Source organism: Pseudomonas sp. F007 (assembly GCF_057814275.1).
Genome location: NZ_JBVATA010000008.1, coordinates 162296 through 179973, shown reverse-complemented (window position 1 = coordinate 179973; position 17678 = coordinate 162296). Strand labels below are relative to the sequence as shown.

General features: G+C 60.6%; 16 protein-coding genes. 12 read left to right on the top strand and 4 right to left on the bottom strand.

Going from position 1 to position 17678, the window contains the following annotated elements:
* Positions 1-134: 134 nt before the first annotated feature.
* The 3 genes from ACZYR5_RS21025 to ACZYR5_RS21015 all read left to right on the top strand — a co-directional run bounded on the left by ACZYR5_RS21025 (position 135) and on the right by ACZYR5_RS21015 (position 1917).
* Positions 135-530: a carboxymuconolactone decarboxylase family protein gene (locus ACZYR5_RS21025; protein WP_489091362.1), complete on the top strand. Its 396-nt coding sequence runs from the start codon at positions 135-137 to the stop codon at positions 528-530.
* Between the two features lie 68 nt (positions 531-598).
* Positions 599-1351: a GntR family transcriptional regulator gene (locus ACZYR5_RS21020; protein ID WP_489091361.1), complete on the top strand. Its 753-nt coding sequence runs from the start codon at positions 599-601 to the stop codon at positions 1349-1351.
* 2 nt (positions 1352-1353) lie between these two features.
* A complete protein-coding gene (locus ACZYR5_RS21015; RefSeq protein WP_489091360.1) occupies positions 1354-1917 on the top strand; it encodes an NUDIX hydrolase in 564 nt (187 codons plus the stop codon).
* A gap of 177 nt (positions 1918-2094) precedes the next feature.
* On the opposite strand, the gene ACZYR5_RS21010 is transcribed toward ACZYR5_RS21015, so the two are convergent.
* On the bottom strand, positions 2095-2391 hold the full coding sequence (locus ACZYR5_RS21010) for a DUF1330 domain-containing protein (protein WP_489091359.1): 297 nt from the start codon (positions 2389-2391) through the stop codon (positions 2095-2097).
* A gap of 69 nt (positions 2392-2460) precedes the next feature.
* Here ACZYR5_RS21010 and ribBA point away from each other — a divergent pair, with 69 nt between their 5' ends.
* The 6 genes from ribBA to ACZYR5_RS20980 all read left to right on the top strand — a co-directional run bounded on the left by ribBA (position 2461) and on the right by ACZYR5_RS20980 (position 9043).
* Complete coding sequence (ribBA, locus tag ACZYR5_RS21005; protein ID WP_489091358.1) at positions 2461-3570, top strand: bifunctional 3,4-dihydroxy-2-butanone-4-phosphate synthase/GTP cyclohydrolase II; 1110 nt, start codon at positions 2461-2463, stop codon at positions 3568-3570.
* Between the two features lie 341 nt (positions 3571-3911).
* Positions 3912-4937 (top strand): ABC transporter substrate-binding protein, encoded by a 1026-nt coding sequence (locus tag ACZYR5_RS21000; protein WP_489091357.1) that lies wholly within the window; start codon positions 3912-3914, stop codon positions 4935-4937.
* Positions 4934-5866, top strand: a complete 933-nt coding sequence (locus tag ACZYR5_RS20995) for an ABC transporter permease (protein ID WP_489091356.1) — start codon at positions 4934-4936, stop codon at positions 5864-5866. The genes ACZYR5_RS21000 and ACZYR5_RS20995 overlap by 4 nt, the downstream gene beginning before the upstream one ends.
* 6 nt (positions 5867-5872) lie before the next feature.
* Entirely contained in the window at positions 5873-6682 is an 810-nt protein-coding gene (locus tag ACZYR5_RS20990; protein ID WP_489091355.1) for an ABC transporter permease, read from the top strand.
* Positions 6683-6699: 17 nt separating this feature from the next.
* Positions 6700-7854 (top strand): ABC transporter ATP-binding protein, encoded by a 1155-nt coding sequence (locus ACZYR5_RS20985; protein ID WP_489091354.1) that lies wholly within the window; start codon positions 6700-6702, stop codon positions 7852-7854.
* Between the two features lie 163 nt (positions 7855-8017).
* Positions 8018-9043, top strand: a complete 1026-nt coding sequence (locus ACZYR5_RS20980; protein ID WP_489091353.1) for an aldo/keto reductase — start codon at positions 8018-8020, stop codon at positions 9041-9043.
* On the opposite strand, the gene ACZYR5_RS20975 is transcribed toward ACZYR5_RS20980, so the two are convergent.
* Positions 9031-11358 carry an autotransporter outer membrane beta-barrel domain-containing protein gene (locus ACZYR5_RS20975; protein WP_489091352.1) on the bottom strand — a complete coding sequence of 776 codons (2328 nt, stop codon included), beginning with the start codon at positions 11356-11358 and terminating at the stop codon, positions 9031-9033. The two genes, ACZYR5_RS20980 and ACZYR5_RS20975, sit on opposite strands and share 13 nt — an antisense overlap.
* Positions 11359-11576: 218 nt before the next feature.
* On the opposite strand from ACZYR5_RS20975, the gene rarD reads away from it, so the two are divergent.
* Complete coding sequence (rarD, locus tag ACZYR5_RS20970; protein ID WP_489091351.1) at positions 11577-12461, top strand: EamA family transporter RarD; 885 nt, start codon at positions 11577-11579, stop codon at positions 12459-12461.
* A 701-nt stretch (positions 12462-13162) separates the two neighbouring features.
* Here rarD and hppD read toward each other — a convergent pair.
* Positions 13163-14239 carry a 4-hydroxyphenylpyruvate dioxygenase gene (gene hppD / locus ACZYR5_RS20965; RefSeq protein WP_489091350.1) on the bottom strand — a complete coding sequence of 359 codons (1077 nt, stop codon included), beginning with the start codon at positions 14237-14239 and terminating at the stop codon, positions 13163-13165.
* 417 nt (positions 14240-14656) lie between these two features.
* Here hppD and ACZYR5_RS20960 point away from each other — a divergent pair, with 417 nt between their 5' ends.
* Both ACZYR5_RS20960 and ACZYR5_RS20955 read left to right on the top strand, forming a co-directional pair.
* The gene (locus ACZYR5_RS20960) at positions 14657-16192 is read left to right on the top strand and encodes an EAL domain-containing protein (RefSeq protein WP_489091349.1); all 1536 of its coding nucleotides are present in this window, start codon (positions 14657-14659) and stop codon (positions 16190-16192) included.
* A gap of 247 nt (positions 16193-16439) precedes the next feature.
* The gene (locus ACZYR5_RS20955; protein WP_489091348.1) at positions 16440-16802 is read left to right on the top strand and encodes a histone-like nucleoid-structuring protein, MvaT/MvaU family; all 363 of its coding nucleotides are present in this window, start codon (positions 16440-16442) and stop codon (positions 16800-16802) included.
* 191 nt (positions 16803-16993) lie between these two features.
* Here ACZYR5_RS20955 and ACZYR5_RS20950 read toward each other — a convergent pair whose 3' ends face one another.
* Positions 16994-17518, bottom strand: coding sequence for a DUF4946 domain-containing protein (locus tag ACZYR5_RS20950; protein ID WP_489091347.1), 525 nt, complete (start codon positions 17516-17518; stop codon positions 16994-16996).
* Between the last annotated feature and the right edge of the window lie 160 nt (positions 17519-17678).

Sequence of the window (17678 nt, the reverse complement as noted above, 5' to 3'; positions counted from 1 at the left end):
GAAGCCCACACCTGCCGGCGATGACATGCTTTTGTAGGAGCCGGCTTGCCGGCGAAAGCGCACTTGACGACGCCTTCGCTGGCAAGCCAGCTCCTACACGGGTTTCCACCCCGGGATTCATGGGAGACATTGAAATGAGCAACGAAAAATACCAGAGAGGCCTGCAAATCCGCACCCAGGTGCTCGGCGAGGCCTATGTCAATCGCTCCATCGAGAACGCCGATGACTTCACCCGGCCGCTGCAGGAAATGGTCACCGAGTACTGCTGGGGCCATGTCTGGGGGCGCGAGGGCTTGTCGCTCAAGGAGCGCAGCATGATCAACCTGGCGATGATCTCGGCGCTCAACCGTCCGCACGAACTCAAGCTGCATGTGCGCGGCGCCTTGCGTAACGGCCTGAGTCGTGAGCAAATACGCGAAATTCTGCTTCAGGTCGGCATTTATTGCGGCGTCCCGGCGGCCGTGGACAGCTTCCGGCTGGCCCGCGAAGCCTTCGCCGAAGCCGACGCCGAGGCCTCAAGTCAACCTTAGGCTGTCTGAACCGAACGCGCACGGACGATGCCCGTTGTGCAGGGACAGCCAATTTTAGAGCGTACCCCATGAAACGCCTGCCACTCGACGACAGCTTCAAGGTCAATCGCAACCCCGTTACCCTGCGCGAAATCGTGCTGGATAAACTGCGAAGCGCCATCATGAACTTCCAGCTTCTACCGGGCGATCGCCTGGTCGAACGCGATCTGTGCGATCGCCTGGGCGTGAGCCGCACCTCGGTGCGTGAAGCCTTGCGTCACCTGGAATCCGAAGGCCTGGTGGAGTTCGCCGACGCCAAGGGTCCACGGGTGGCGATCATCACCCTGGCCGATGCCGTCGACATCTATGAGCTGCGTTGCGTGCTCGAAGGCCTGATCGTCCAGCTGTTCACCCTGCGGGCCAAGGCGCGGGACATCAAGGCCCTGGAAAAAGCCCTGGAAGAAAACCGCCAGGCGCTCAAGGAAGGTGAACTGCAGCAGGTCATCGACTCGGTGCAGGGCTTCTACGACGTACTGCTGGAAGGGTCGGGCAACCACGTCGCCGCCACCCAGCTGCGTCAGTTGCAGGCGCGCATCAGCTACCTGCGGGCGACCTCGGTGTCCCAGGAAAACCGCCGTGGCGCGAGCAACCAGGAAATGGAACGCATGGTCGAGGCGATCAAGAGCGGTGATGCCCTCGCCGCCCACCAGGCCTGTGTCGACCACGTTCGCGCCGCTGCCAACGTCGCCCTCGACTACCTCAAGCGCAAGCAGGAAGAAACCGGCGCGATCCCCGCGATCACCCAGCCCATCGCCCTGAAAGAACCTCGCATAGGTCGTTGATCATGTTCAGCCCGAGCTTTTGCCCAAAATGCGGTAGCCCTGACCTCAAGTCGCAGTTACCGCCGGGCGATACGCACGAGCGCCTGATGTGCCGTGGCTGCGGCTACGTCCACTACATCAACCCGAAAATCATTGCCGGCTGCATCATCGAGCAGGACGGCAAATACCTGTTGTGCCAACGCGCGATCCCGCCGCGTCCGGGCACCTGGACGCTGCCGGCGGGCTTCATGGAAGCCGGGGAAACCACCGAGCAGGCAGCGTTGCGCGAGGTCTGGGAAGAAAGCGGCGTGCGCGGGGAAATCCTCTCGCCCTACTCGATCTTCAGCGTGCCGCAGATCAGCGAGGTGTACATCATCTTCCGCGCGATCGCCCTGGAGATCACCGGCCAGTTCGGCCCGGAAACCCTCGCCTACCAATTCTTCGCCCCCGAAGACATCCCCTGGGACCAGATCTATTACCCGGCCATCCGGCAGATTCTCGAGCGTTACATCGAAGAGCGCCAGGCTGGGGTCTACGGGATTTACATTGGCAATGACGATAGCGGAAAGATTCACTTCATCCGTTGAGTCCCTCCCCCAGACTGTGGAAAATCCCTTGTGGGAGCTAGCCTGCTAGCGATGAGGCCGGCACTTTCAACACTTTTAGCGGCTGATCCACCGCAATCGCTAGCAGGCTAGCTCCCACAGGGTTCACAGGATCCATCACAGGTTTTTCCGACAGGGGCATCCAGCATCCGGCGCTCATTAGACCGGCACCACCCCCTCCACAATAATCACCTCCGCCCGCGCCACACCCTCCCGGTGCCCCTTCGCCTCCTGATACAAATCCGAGTGATAACAGGCCAGCGCCTGTTCATAGGAATCAAATTCAATCACCACACTGCGCTGCGGCGTCGGCCGGCCTTCCAGGGCTTCGCTGCGACCGCCGCGGGCCAGCAGGCGGCCGCCGTAAGCGGCAAATGCCTTGGGCGCGCGTTGGGTGTATTGGCTGTATTGATCGGTGTCGCTGACATCCACATGGGCAATCCAGTAAGCCTTCATCGTGACCTCCTCGTTTTTATGTATTATGGTATACCACACTATATTTCCTACAAACACCGGGAGTCCAGCATGGCCTTCAACAGCATCGAAGAAATCCTCGAAGATTACCGCCTCGGCAAAATGGTCCTGCTGGTTGACGACGAAGACCGTGAAAACGAAGGCGACCTGCTGCTCGCCGCCGATTGCTGCAACGCCGCCGCCATCAGCTTCATGGCTCGCGAAGCACGTGGCCTGATCTGCCTGACCCTGACCGACGAACACTGCCAGCGCCTCGGCCTGGAGCAGATGGTGCCGAGCAATGGCAGTGTGTTCAGCACCGCGTTCACGGTGTCGATCGAAGCCGCCACCGGGGTCACCACCGGCATCTCCGCCGCCGACCGCGCACGCACCGTAGCCGCCGTCGTTACCCCCGGTGCGACAGCCGCCGATATCGTCCAGCCCGGCCACATCTTCCCGCTGCGCGCCCGCGAAGGCGGGGTGCTGACCCGCGCCGGCCACACCGAAGCCGGCTGCGACCTGGCGCGCCTGGCCGGCTTCACCCCGGCCTCGGTGATTGTCGAGGTGATGAACGACGACGGCACCATGGCCCGCCGCCCGGACCTGGAAATCTTCGCGCAAAAACACGGGATCAAGATCGGCACCATCGCCGACCTGATCCACTACCGCCTGAGCACCGAACACACGGTCGAGCGCATCGGCGAACGCGAGCTGCCCACCGTGCATGGCACCTTTCGTCTGATCACCTATGAGGATCGCATCGAAGGCGGTGTCCACATGGCAATGGTCATGGGCGAGCTGCGCCACGATGAGCCCACCCTGGTGCGAGTGCACGTCATCGACCCGCTGCGTGACCTGGTCGGCGCCGAATACAGCGGCCCGTCGAACTGGACGCTGTGGGCCGCGTTGCAGCGGGTGGCCGAGGAAGGTCGCGGCGTGGTGGTGGTGCTGGCCAACCACGAATCGTCCCAGGCCTTGCTCGAACGCGTCCCGCAACTGACTCAGGCACCGCGCCAGTTCAGCCGCTCGCAGTCGCGGATCTACTCGGAAGTCGGCACCGGCGCGCAGATTCTGCAGAACCTCGGGGTGGGCAAGCTACGCCACCTGGGGCCGCCGCTGAAGTACGCGGGTTTGACCGGGTATGACCTGGAGGTGGTGGAGAGTATTCCCTTTATCGGCTGAGCGGTTCCCCCTCTTGGGCATACACCTGTGTAGGAGCTGGCTTGCCAGCGAAGGCAATCTGAAGCTTTGCGTGAACAATCCGGACGCCTTCGCTGGCAAGCCAGCTCCTACAAGGGTCCCCATAGGTAATGGGTGGCGGTCGTCAGCCCCAGCCAACACAGATACCCCAAAAAAAACCATCCCAGCAGATAGCCGGTACGGCAAAATGCTTGCAAAAAGCTTGGTATACCATAATATGTCATTCCATAGGCCGGACAGTCTCAGCGACTCGATGGACCTTCTGCTCCCGATAGGCGGGCACTCAAAGCCCCGCTCATAAACACAACAATGAGGGCGTAAAAATGGTGTTGAACAAACGTGTCACCGCAGTGCTGTTCGCCGGCCTGCTGAGCGCGACCAGCCAAGCGTTGATGGCCGCTGAAAGCGTCAACTTCGTCAGCTGGGGCGGGAGTACCCAGGACGCGCAGAAGCAGGCCTGGGCCGACCCGTTCAGCAAGGCCAGTGGCATCACCGTGGTCCAGGACGGCCCGACCGACTACGGCAAGCTCAAGGCCATGGTCGAGAGCGGCAACGTGCAGTGGGACGTGGTCGACGTCGAAGCCGACTTCGCCCTGCGCGCCGCCGCCGAAGGCCTGCTCGAACCCCTCGACTTCAACGTCATCGACCGCAGCAAGATCGACCCGCGCTTCGTCTCCGATCACGGTGTCGGCTCGTTCTTCTTCTCCTTCGTCCTCGGCTACAACGAAGGCAAGCTGGGCGCCAACAAGCCGCAGGACTGGTCCGCGCTGTTCGACACCAAGACCTACCCCGGCAAACGTGCCCTCTACAAATGGCCCAGCCCCGGCGTGCTCGAACTGGCCCTGCTGGCCGATGGCGTAGCGCCCGACAAGCTGTACCCGCTGGATCTGGACCGCGCCTTCAAGAAGCTCGACACCATCAAGAAAGACATCGTCTGGTGGGGCGGCGGCGCGCAATCGCAACAGCTGCTGGCCTCCGGCGAAGCGAGCATGGGTCAGTTCTGGAACGGCCGCATCCACGCCCTGCAGCAGGACGGCGCGCCGGTTGGCGTGAGCTGGAAACAGAACCTGGTCATGGCCGACATCCTGGTCATCCCCAAGGGCTCGAAAAACAAGGACGCGGCGATGAAGTTCCTGGCCAACGCCAGCAGCGCCAAGGGTCAGGCCGACTTCTCCAACCTCACCGCCTACGCGCCGGTCAACGTCGACAGCCTGGCGCGCCTGGATTCGGTACTGGCGCCCAACCTGCCAACGGCCTACGCCAAGGACCAGATCACTCTTGATTTCGCGTACTGGGCCAAAAACGGCCAGGCCATCGCGACACGGTGGAACGAATGGCTGGTCAAATGAAAATGACGGTTCCTGCATCCCGTCCATCCACACCTGCCGGGAGCGCCGCTGGCGCTGCCGGCCAGGCACCTGCGATGAGTCAAGCACCGAGCCTGGCCCAGCGCTGGCGCGGCGCGAGCAACCTGCTCCCGGCGCTGCTGTTCCTGGGTCTGTTCTTTCTCGCCCCGCTGATCGGCCTGCTGCTGCGCGGCGTGCTGGAGCCGGTGCCGGGGCTGGGCAACTACGAGCAGCTGTTCGCCAACTCGGCCTACGCTCGGGTCTTGCTCAACACCTTCTCGGTGGCCGGCCTGGTGACCGTGTTCAGCCTGCTGCTGGGCTTTCCGCTGGCCTGGGCGATCACCCTGGTGCCCCGCGGCTGGGGACGCTGGATCCTCAACATCGTGCTGCTGTCGATGTGGACCAGCCTGCTGGCCCGCACCTATTCCTGGCTGGTGTTGCTGCAAGCCTCGGGGGTGATCAACAAGACCCTGATGGCCCTGGGCATCATCGATCAGCCGCTGGAGATGGTGCATAACCTCACCGGTGTGGTGATCGGCATGAGCTACATCATGATCCCGTTCATCGTGCTGCCGTTGCAGGCGACCATGCAGGCCATCGACCCGATGATCCTGCAGGCCGGCTCGATCTGCGGCGCCAGCCCCTGGACCAACTTCTTCCGGGTGTTCCTGCCGCTGTGCCGGCCGGGGCTGTTTTCCGGCGGGCTGATGGTGTTCGTGATGTCCCTCGGTTACTACGTGACCCCGGCCCTGCTCGGCGGCGCGCAGAACATGATGCTGCCCGAGTTCATCATTCAGCAGGTGCAGTCGTTCCTCAACTGGGGCCTGGCCAGCGCCGGCGCCGCGTTGCTGATCGTGATCACCCTGGTGCTGTTCTACTTCTACCTGAAGCTGCAACCGGAATCCCCGGTTGGCGCCAGCAACGCGAGGTAAGCCGTCATGCTCCTGACTCCCAATGCGATGAGCCGACGGATGCGCTTCGGCCTGTACGCCACCACCGGTTTGATCGGCCTGTTCCTGCTGCTGCCAATTGTATTTATCGTCCTGCTGTCGTTCGGATCCTCGCAATGGCTGGTGTTCCCGCCACCGGGCTGGACCCTGAAATGGTACGGCCAGTTCTTCTCCAATGCCGACTGGATGAACGCGGCCATGGCCAGCCTCAAGGTGGCGCTGCTGACCACCTTCTTCGCCGTGGCCCTGGGCTTGCCGACCGCCTTCGCCCTGGTGCGCGGGCGTTTTCCCGGACGGGAAATGCTCTACGGCCTGTTCACCCTGCCGATGATCGTGCCGCTGGTGATCATCGCGGTGGCGGTCTACGCGCTGTTCCTCAAGCTGGGCTACACCGGGACCCTGTTCGCCTTTGTGGTCAGCCACGTGATCGTCGCGTTGCCGTTCACCATCATCTCGATCATCAACTCGCTGAAGCTGTTCGACCAGTCGATCGAAGACGCCGCGGTGATCTGCGGTGCCTCGCGGTTGCAGGCGGTGTTCAAGGTGACCTTCCCGGCGATCCGCCCGGGCATGGTCGCCGGCGCCCTCTTCGCCTTTCTCGTCTCGTGGGATGAAGTGGTGCTCAGCGTGATGATGGCCAGCCCGACCCTGCAAACCCTTCCCGTGAAAATGTGGACCACCCTGCGCCAGGACCTGACACCGGTGATCGCCGTCGCTTCGACGCTGCTGATCGGCCTTTCGGTATTGGTCATGGTCATCGCCGCCGCCCTGCGCCGGCGCAACGAAATCAGCGCCTGAGCGCAGAGGAGCAAGACATGAGTGCAGTGATCAAAGACAGCGCCCGGCACCACGACCAGCCATTGGTCAGCCTGCGCAACCTGAACAAGCACTACGGCGACTTCGCTGCCGTGGACAACATCTCGCTGGACATCAAGGACGGTGAGTTCCTGACCTTCCTCGGCTCCAGCGGCTCGGGCAAAAGCACCACCCTGTCGATGCTCGCCGGCTTCGAAACGCCGAGCAGCGGCGAGATCCTGGTCAACGGCCAGTCGCTGGTGAACGTGCCGCCGCACAAACGCGACATCGGCATGGTGTTCCAGCGTTACTCGCTGTTCCCGCACCTGTCGGTGCGCGACAACATCGCCTTCCCGCTGCAGATTCGCAAACTGGCGGCTGCCGAACGCGAGCGCCGGGTCGACGCCATGCTCAAGCTGGTGCAGCTCGATAAGTTTGCCCATCGCCGCCCTTCGCAACTGTCCGGCGGCCAGCAACAGCGGGTGGCCATCGCCCGCGCGCTGGTCTACGAGCCACGCATCCTGCTGATGGACGAACCCCTCGGTGCGCTGGACAAAAAACTCCGTGAAGACCTGCAGGACGAGCTGCGCCAACTGCATCGGCGCCTGGGCATCACCATCGTCTACGTGACCCACGACCAGGAGGAAGCCATGCGCCTGTCGCAACGCATCGCGATCTTCAGCCACGGCAAAATCGTCGGCCTGGGCAGTGGCTATGACCTCTACCAGAACCCGCCGAACGCTTTCGTCGCCTCGTTCCTCGGCAACTCCAACTTCCTGCGGCTCAAGGCCCAGGGCAACGCTGCGGCGTCGTTCGAAGGCCAACCGCTGTCGATCCGCCTGACCGCCGGCCTGCAGACCGAGCAGGATGTACTGCTGATGGTCCGTCCGGAAAAAGCCCTGGCCCTGAGCGTCGCCCAGGCCGCCGAAGAACCGCTGGCCGCCGGCTGGAACCAAGTCTCGGCCAAGGTCGTGGAAGTGTTGTTCCTCGGTGAAAGCCAGACCTGCAGCGTAGTGACGTCCGGCGGCACCTCGATGACCGTCAAGGCCCTGTCCGCTGCGGGCATGCCGCTCAAGGCCGGGGATCCGGTGCGGGTGCGCTGGGCCACGGCGGATGCCTGTGTGTACACCGAATGGGCGGAAAGCGATTTGAACAAGGCGGCCGGGGCGCATTGATTTTTTGCTGATCGAGCGTCAGGCACGTGTCACCCTCGGGTCATCGCAACGTCGGGTTGCGGTGGCCTTTTTTTATCCAGCCCGGCAGTGGATAAATACGGTTGCCCACATCCCCCCTTCTGGTATCTGATTGAGCCTTTCCCTCCGGTAAAAGGAATTCGTCATGAGCTACCGCACACTCGGCCGTTCCGGCCTGCAGGTGTCCACCCTGACCCTGGGCAGCATGATGTTCGGCGAACAGACCAGCACCGAAGATTCGCTGCGGATCATCGACAAGGCCTGGGACCAGGGCATCAATTTCATCGACACCGCCGACGTCTACACCAACGGTCGCTCCGAGGAGATTGTCGGCGAGGCCATCGCCGGCAATCGCGATCAATGGGTGCTGGCCTCCAAGGTCGGTTTCGGCCCGGTGGACGGTGTACCGAATCGCGCCGGCCTCAACCGCAAGCACATCTTCAATGCGATCGAGGCCAGCCTGAGCCGCCTGGACACCGACTACCTGGACATCTATTACCTGCACCGCGAAGACCACAACACCCCGCTGGAGGTCACGGTGGCGGCCATCGGCGAGCTGATTCGCCAGGGCAAGATCCGCTATTGGGGCCTGTCCAACTACCGTGGCTGGCGCATCAGTGAGGTGATGCGGGTGGCCGAGCGCCTGGGGGTGGATCAGCCGGTGATCAGCCAGCCGCTGTACAACATCGTCAACCGCCAGGCAGAAACCGAACAGATCACCGCCGCCCATGCCCATGGCCTCGGTGTAGTGCCCTACAGCCCGCTGGCCCGTGGCGTGCTCAGCGGCAAGTACGCCCCCGACGTTGCGCCGGACAGCAACAGCCGCGCCGGGCGCCAGGACAAGCGCATCCTCGAAACCGAATGGCGCACCGAGTCCCTGCGCATCGCCCAGCAGTTGCAGCAGTACACCCAACAGCGTGGGGTCGGCCTGGTCGAGTTCGCGATTGCCTGGGTGCTGAACAACGGCGCGGTGACCTCGGCCATCGTCGGGCCGCGCACCGAGGCGCAATGGGACACCTACATCAAGGCGCTGGACGTGAAGATCACCGCCGAAGACGAAGCCCTGGTCGATTCGCTGGTGACGCCGGGGCACGCCTCGACGCCGGGGTTCAATGACGTCAGCCATTTTGTCTCGGGGCGGATGGCCCGCAGCCACCGTTACCAGAGATAGCGCACACCGACGTTGGCACCCCACGGCTGCTCGATCTTGCTGCCATTGCTGTAGTCGAAATCGGCATGAATAGAGACCCTGTCGCCCAACGACACGGCGACACCGGCTCCCAGTTCGGCACGGGAGCCCGACAGGTCATTATTGAACCGATTGTCGTTGACCTTCACCTCATTGTGAGTGGCGAACTCATGTACATAGGCGCCACGCAGGTAAGGTTGAACGAGCTTTTCTCCCCAGTTGAAGTCACGCCCGACAGTGGCACCAGCTTTGCCCAGCAATGACTTGGTACGACCACTCTCGGCAGATAAGCCGTTTTCCAGGTGGTAATCCTGGCCGTCGATGACGAGCCCCGACAATTGAGTGAAGGGTTCGACGAAAAACGTATTATCCAGTTTGATGTGACGCCCGAATTCCAGTGACGCGCCAACCCCATTGCTCGAATACTTACCTTTGGTTTTCTTGCCGTCGCTCAAGCGCACATCCGACTCGTTCTGGAAACGGTTGAACTTGAGCACACCATCGAAGTAATAACCACTCGGCTCATCCAGCCAAGTGCTGTAGGCACCGAAGTAATAGCTGTCGATTGTGCCGCTGGTGCCCCGACTCAGGTTCAGGTCAGACTTACCGTAACCGCCCATCAGCCCCACCAGCCACTGACCGTCGTCTATCGGCAAGGGTGTATCCACACCGAGCGCCAGGCCCTGCTGGACTTGCTGATAAGCCGTACCTGCGCCGGCATCGACATTGAACTTGTTGCCGTAGGTGCGCACCCACCCACCGGCCTTGCCTTGGTCCATGCGGACTTCCCCCATGCGACTGCGCAGACTACTGAGTTCGCCGTACCAAGCCGAAGGTGCGGCATTCGACAGTGCAAGCACCGACTGTGTGCCCGGACTGATCACTCGCGACTCGCTGTTGAGGAACCATTCATTGCCACCGACCTTGATCAAGTCATAGGAGTAGGCCCCAAGTTCGACCGCGCCACCAGCCAGGGCGAAATTCGCATCACCGCTGCCGATCGAAACCACAGGGATCGAGCTCGCCGACTGCGGTTCGCTGCCGCTGGCATCCAGCGCGATGAGGTGACTGCCAGTGGCGGCGCCGACAACGGTCAAGGTGTTGATCTGCCCGGTGTGAAAATTGCCGTGCATGGCAAAAGTGCCCCCGGTGCCAGCCAAGGTCTCCAGCTTCAGTTGGAAGAATTCGCCAGGGTTACCGAACTGGACAGTCCCGCCATTGATCTTCAGGTTTTCAACCTGAGCATCACCTACCATGACCCAACGGGCATTACTCGCGATGCCCAAGTCCTTCACGCTTTCCAGGTTACCGGTGAGCGAAGCGAAGTTTTCCAACATCACGTTTGCCGTACCACTACCATTGGCAACCACGTCGCCGATCATCTGGCTGTTATTCACATGCAAGCTCTGAACGTTATGCAAGTTGCCGGTCAACGCGGCAAAGTTCTCCAGCGAAACCGTTGCAGTGCTAACGCTATCGGCCACAATGTCACCGACCAACGTGCTGTTATTGACGCGCAAATTGGCTTCGCCGCCTTCACGTACATCCATCAAAATGCCGTTACTTGCAGAAAGCGTTGAGCCGTTATTGACGGAGATCTCAGCTTCGAGCACGCCACTACCGACGGTGCCGATGAGAATCGCCGGACCATCGAAAGCTGTCACATGGGAATTGTTCAAGATCAACCTGCCTGGCGTATCGTCAGCTGCATCAGCACGAATCCAGACACCCGCTTTATGCCCGGTAATCGTACTGTCGATGGCCGTGGCACTCCCCGCGAGCAATTGCAACCCGTAGCCTGATAACGCAGCAGTGCCATTGATCGCGGATCGCAGCAACGTGACATGACTGTTGTTCTGCACCGCAATCGCGGTGAAGCCGGCATTGATTGTAGAGTCCGTCAGCGTAGCGGTAGAGGTTCTGCCTGAAGCACTATCGAGCCTCAGGCTCATGCCGAAAGCGTTGCTGGTTATCACGCTTGAGTTGACGTTGGCATCACCTCCCGTCATGACAATGCCATCACTGCTGCCACCCGAAGGGCGTACATCCGAACCATTGAGGTTCACGGTGCCGCCCCTATTGGTAATTCCCAGAGTCTGGGCACCATCGGCGTTCAAGGTCGATCCCAGATTCAATTGATAGAAAGCACGAGCATATGAGCTATCGATGTTCAGGGTTTGTCCCGGCGCAATGTTCGATGCATGCACCATTTCGCCCACTAACAGGAGCGGGCTTACCGACATCAGCCTCAGAGCGTAGGTCAATGGGTGCAGAGCAAGACTTTTACAGTTATCCATGTAGGTGTATTCGCCAAAAATAACAATGAGGCGAGAAAGCCTACGTACAGCCGTTACACCAGTATGTAGGACTAGTCCGAATACTTAGTCGCCTTCCTTGCCCATGAACACCAGGAAATCGGATCCGCCGTGCGCTAAATGCCCCGGGCGCAATCACGGCGCCGGATGCGCTATTCTCTGCGTCTCCCACTGGCTGCCCCACCTGTCGCGAGGAACGCGTGTCTAAAGGTATTGCTCTATCGGTGTTTGCCTCGGTGCTGTTTGCCGTCATGTATTTCTACACGTCGCTGCTGGCGCCGCTCGATGGCGTGGAGATTTTCGGCTGGCGCATGCTGCTGACGGTGCCGTGCATGACGGTGTTCATGCTGGTGTCCGGGGAATGGAAACGGGTGGTCGAGCTGCTGCGCCGAGTCGCCGGCAAACCGCTTTTGATGCTGGGCTTGCTACTGTCGTCGGCACTGCTCGGGGTGCAGCTGTGGCTGTTCATGTGGGCGCCGCTGAACGGGCATAGCCTGGATGTGTCACTGGGGTATTTCCTGCTGCCGCTGACCATGGTCCTGACCGGACGCATTGTTTACGGCGAGCGCCTGTCGTATTTGCAGAAAGTCGCGGCCTGCCTGGCAACGTTGGGGGTGATCAACGAGTTGTACCAGGTCGGCAGTTTTTCCTGGGCGACCCTGCTGGTTGCGATCGGCTACCCGACCTACTTCGTCCTGCGTCGGCGCCTGGCGGCGGATAATTTGGGTGGCCTGTGGCTGGACATGGCACTGTTGCTGCCGGTGGCATTCTGGGTGGTACAGACCGGGGTGCAAGGCTTTGGCGTGTTCCAGCAGCACCCGTGGCTGTCACTGCTGATCCCGGTGCTGGGCCTGATCAGCGCTTCGGCGCTGGTGGTCTACATCATTGCCAGCCGCCTGCTGCCGTTCAGCCTGTTCGGGCTGCTCAGCTATGTCGAGCCGGTGTTGTTGCTGGGGGTGGCCCTGCTGCTGGGTGAGAGCATAAAGGCCGGGGAATGGCTGACCTACCTGCCGATCTGGCTGGCGGTAGTGGTGCTGGTGTTCGAAGGGGCCAAGCATCTGGCGCGACAGCGCAGGGCTGTGTAGGACTAACTGTAGGAGCCGGCTTGCCGGCGAAGGCGTCGGTTCCGGCGATGCAATGCTTGGGGCAGCCTTCGCTGGCAAGCCAGCGTCTACAAGGTTTGTGGTGGTCGCGGCATGTGTGGATGGCCGCAGACCCTGTAGGAGCCAGCTTGCTGGCGAAGGTCGCCAACGATGACGCGGTGAACCTGATGCCGCGCGGCGGTCTCGGTTTTTTCGCTGGCAAGCCAGCTCCTACGAGGTTTTGGGGTGGTCGCGGTATGTGTGGATGGCCGCAGCCCCTGTAGGAGCCAGCTTGCTGGCGAAGGTCGTCAACGATGACGCGGTGAACCTGATGCCGCGCGGCGGTCTCGGGTTTTTCGCTGGCAAGCCAGCTCCTACGAGGTTTTGGGGTGGTCGCGGTATGTGTGGATGGCCGCAGCCCCTGTAGGAGCCAGCTTGCTGGCGAAGGTCGTCAACGATGACGCGGTGAACCTGATGCCGCGCGGCGGTCTCGGGTTTTTCGCTGCGATGCGGCGACCCGACAAGCCAGCGTCTACAAGGTTTGTGGTGGTCGCGGCATGTGTGGATGGCCGCAGACCCTGTAGGAGCCAGCTTGCTGGCGAAGGTCGCCAACGATGACGCGGTGAACCTGATGCCGCGCGGCGGTCTCGGGTTTTTCGCTGCGATGCGGCGACCCGACAAGCCAGCTCCTACAGCACCTCGTGTTACTCGGTGGTCAACACCCCACGACGCACCTGGTCTCGCTCGATCGATTCGAACAGCGCCTTGAAGTTGCCCTCGCCGAAGCCATCGTCGCCCTTGCGCTGGATGAATTCGAAGAACACCGGGCCCATCAGGGTTTCCGAGAAGATCTGCAGCAGCAGGCGCTTGTCGCCAGCTTCGGAGGAACCGTCGAGCAGAATGCCGCGGGCCTGCAACTCGCCCACTGGCTCGCCGTGGTTCGGCAGGCGGCCTTCGAGCATTTCGTAGTAGGTCTCCGGCGGTGCGGTCATGAAGCGCATGCCGATGCTTTTCAGGTGATCCCAGGTCTTGACCAGGTCATCGGACAGGAACGCCACGTGCTGGATGCCTTCGCCGTTGAACTGCATCAGGAACTCTTCGATCTGCCCGGCGCCCTTGGACGATTCTTCGTTCAACGGGATACGGATCATGCCATCCGGCGCAGTCATGGCCTTGGAGGTCAGGCCGGTGTACTCGCCCTTGATGTCGAAGTAACGAATTTCGCGGAAGTTGAACAGCTTCTCGTAGAAGTTCGCCCAGTAGGCCATGCGCCCGCGGTAGACGTTGTGGGTCAGGTGGTCGATGATTTTCAGGCCCGCGCCCACTGGGTTGCGGTCGACGCCTTCGATGAACACGAAGTCGATGTCGTAGATCGAGCTGCCTTCGCCGAAACGGTCGATCAGGTACAGCGGCGCACCGCCGATGCCCTTGATGGCCGGCAGGTTCAGCTCCATCGGACCGGTCTCGACGTGGATCGGCTGGGCGCCGAGTTCCAGGGCGCGGTTGTAGGCCTTTTGCGAGTCCTTGACGCGGAACGCCATGCCACACACTGACGGACCGTGCTCGGCGGCAAAGTACGAGGCGACGCTATGGGGTTCGTTGTTGAGGATCAGGTTGATCGCGCCCTGGCGATACAGGTGCACGTTTTTCGAACGGTGGGTCGCGACCTTGGTGAAGCCCATGATCTCGAAGATCGGCTCCAGGGTGTTCGGGGTTGGCGATGCGAATTCGATGAACTCGAAGCCCATCAGGCCCATTGGGTTTTCGTATAAATCTGCCATGGTTGTTGCCTCATCATGCTGTTGTAATCAACGATTGGTCAGTAACAAGCACTGCTGAGGACAGCCGGTGGCGCACAGGAGATGCCTCGCACACTTCGGGCGAGAAAATCACCGTAGATCAATTGGAACCCAAATATCTTCATTGTCGACCCAAGGCTTTGCGGGTACGTCTTCTGTAGACAGAAGCGCTTATTCTTATATGCGTAAATCGATTCTACACAGCGTAAACAGTTTTGTCCGCCTTCTCTCTAAAATCCGCCTTTTTCCCACGCCTGCAAAGGATTTGTTGCAGACACAAATGCGCGGCACAATCGGTCAAGGCCATCTATCATCCCGGTGTCCGATCTCTTCATTGGAAGGCATGCCGTTGCCACACCTGCATTTGAGAGCCCCAATCCCTTGTCCCAGGTTCGTCAAATGCCGCTGAATCTCAGACGCCGTCGCAAGCCGGTGATCCGCAACACCCTGACCCTGCTCGTGGCGTTGGTCCCGATACTGCTGGGGGCGTCGATCCTCTACGTACAGGCCGAGCGCCGGTTGATGCAAAGCAGTCATCAGACCGCCGAAGAGGCGGTGCGCCAGTTCGACCTGATGCTCGACAACACCTCCCACGCCGCCCAACTGCTGCTGCCCCTGGCTGGCAAACCCTGCGCCGAGGCGCAACTGGCCCTGCGTGAACAAGTCACCCGCCGGCCTTTCGTGCGTTCGACCAATCTGGTGTGGGATAACAACCTCTATTGCAGTTCGCTGTTCGGCGATTTCGAGGAAAAGGTCGACCCGGGCGATTACACCCACGGAAAATTGTGGCTGATGAATGGCAACCCGGTCACGCCCAACTCGGCCCTGCTGGTGTACCGCCTCAGCGAAGGCCGGGGCGGCGCGCTGACCACCCTCGATGGCTACCACCTGAGCAATGTCCTGCGCATGATCGGCCGCCAGACCCTGTTGCTGCTGCAGGTCGGCGACAACTGGCTGTCCGCCGACCTGCAGGTGCACAACGGCCCGCTGCCGACCTTCCCGGTCGCCAGCAATACCCTGGCCTCCGCCAGGTACGCCTTCAGCGTGCAGGCCGGCTTCCCCGAGGGCGAAGCCTGGCGCTACATGCTCAGCGAATACCCGCCGGTATTCAGCTTGCTGATGTTTTTCGGGATGATTGCCGGCACCCTCGCCCACTGGACGCAGCGGCGCTCGACATCCCCGAGCCATGAACTGCAGCGCGCACTGGAAGCCGGCGAGTTCATCCCCTACTTCCAACCGGTGGTGCACGGCGACAGCAAGCGCTGGGCCGGCGCCGAGGTGCTGATGCGCTGGAACCATCCCAAGGATGGGCTGGTGCGCCCCGACCTGTTCATTCCCTTTGCCGAGCACTCGGGGCTGATCGTGCCGATGACCCGCTCGCTGATGCAGCAGACGGCAGCTTTGCTCGGTCCACACATTGCTGACGACGACGAACACTTTCATCTGGGCATCAACATCACCGCCAGTCATTGCCACGATTTGCAACTGGTCGAGGACTGTCGCGAACTGCTGGCGGCCTTCCCCCCCGGGAAAATCGCCCTGGTGCTGGAGTTGACCGAGCGCGAACTGATCGAGCCCACGGCCATCACCCTTCAATTGTTCGAACAGTTACATGAACTGGGGGTGATGATCGCCATCGATGATTTCGGTACCGGTCACTCCAGCCTGGGTTATTTGCGCCAGTTCAATGTCGACTTCCTGAAAATCGATCAGAGTTTCGTGGCAATGATCGGTGCCGATGCACTGTCACGGCATATTCTGGACAGCATCATCGAACTGTCCGGCAAACTCGATCTGGGAATAGTCGCCGAAGGCGTAGAAACACAAGAACAAAGTGATTATCTGGCGCAGCACAAAGTGAACTTTTTGCAGGGTTATCTGTATGGTCGACCGATGCCGGCAGCACAATTCATAGTCGAGTTACACAAACATTAGACGATCGTGCCGGTTACCCGAAAAAATTCACATGCAATCAAACTGATGCACCAAAATGCATCAGCTTCCTGACATTTGTTACATGATGAAAAAGACTTGATTTACTCCGCGACAATTAACTACTACAATTTTTCCTGCCTGAGCAATTTGGGCAGGTGGGTCACTCTCACCGATTCGCTGCAAGGCTCCAGACTGTTGGCTTTGTTGGCGGTGGGTATCAGCCAAATACACTATTGGAGTAAAGATATTGTCCAGACTCGCTGAATTTCGTGCAGCTGAAAAGGCCCTTCAGGAGCAGCTCGCGCAGCTGGAATCGCTGAAGAATGATGCCGGGCTGAAGAAAGAAATCGAATTCGAATCCAAGCTCCAGGGGCTGATGAAAACCTACGGCAAGAGCCTGCGGGATGTGATCGCCATTCTCGATCCAAACCCGAAATCCAACCTGCAGCAGGCCGCCGCACCAAAAACCCGCCGTGCACGCGTGGTCAAGGTTTATCAGAACCCGCACACCGGCGAACTGATCGAGACCAAGGGCGGCAACCATCGCGGCTTGAAAGCCTGGAAGGAAGAGTACGGCGCCAGCACCGTTGATTCCTGGCTGCGCGGGTAACACCTCTGTAGGAGCGAGCTCTGCTCGCGAAAAACGTCAACGATAACGCGTACATCCTGAATGTCTGCGGCGTCCACAAGTTTTTCGCCAGCAAGCTAGCTCCTGCAATTAAAAAGCAATTCGCTGCGCAGCCGCCTCCCCCCCAACTTTCTAGTTAGTCCCTTCGGCCAATAGCACATCCCCATCTGGCACTAAAGTTTCAAACTATCGCGCACGCCTTGTATTTCCTGCTGACTACGCGCATAAGCCTCAGCCTGCCCAGCGTAGGAAAAAACATAAACCTTATCACCGTCCACCGCGCCGACTAATGTTTGCGACAACACATGGCGCCCATTTTCAGTAATGGTGCAGGTGGTTTCCTCGGCCGGCAGTCGGCTTAGTGTCGCGGCATGAATGCTGTTGCACACACTCTGATAACCACCTTGAAAGAAGTCCTTCTGGATCGACTTGCGCATTTCCAGGAGCACACCGCGCAAGTTGACCTCATGCCCGGCGTCGACCTGACTCACCGTTAGTTCGGCCACCAGCACCGGCTCACCGCTCTCATTATTTTTGACTGCGCGCTGGCGGGACACTTTTGCCGTTTGACTGTCCTGCGCCAATGGCTGGACTTGCCAGTCGCCGGGCCAGGCAATGTCAGGCAGCTTGACCTCTGCATGAGCGAAAGTGGCGAACAATAAAGGCAAAACCAATAGACATCTGTAGTGTCGAATCATCAGGCAAGGCACTGGCGGGGCGAACGGCAAAGTCTGCCCTGCGCCAGCCGGCCAGGCAATAGCCCAGGGATTTGCATTGGCCCACCCGCCGCCCTTGCGTATCATTGCACCACTGCACGGAAGCCTCGACCACGCAAGCCCAAGGACAGCTCCCAGCGCG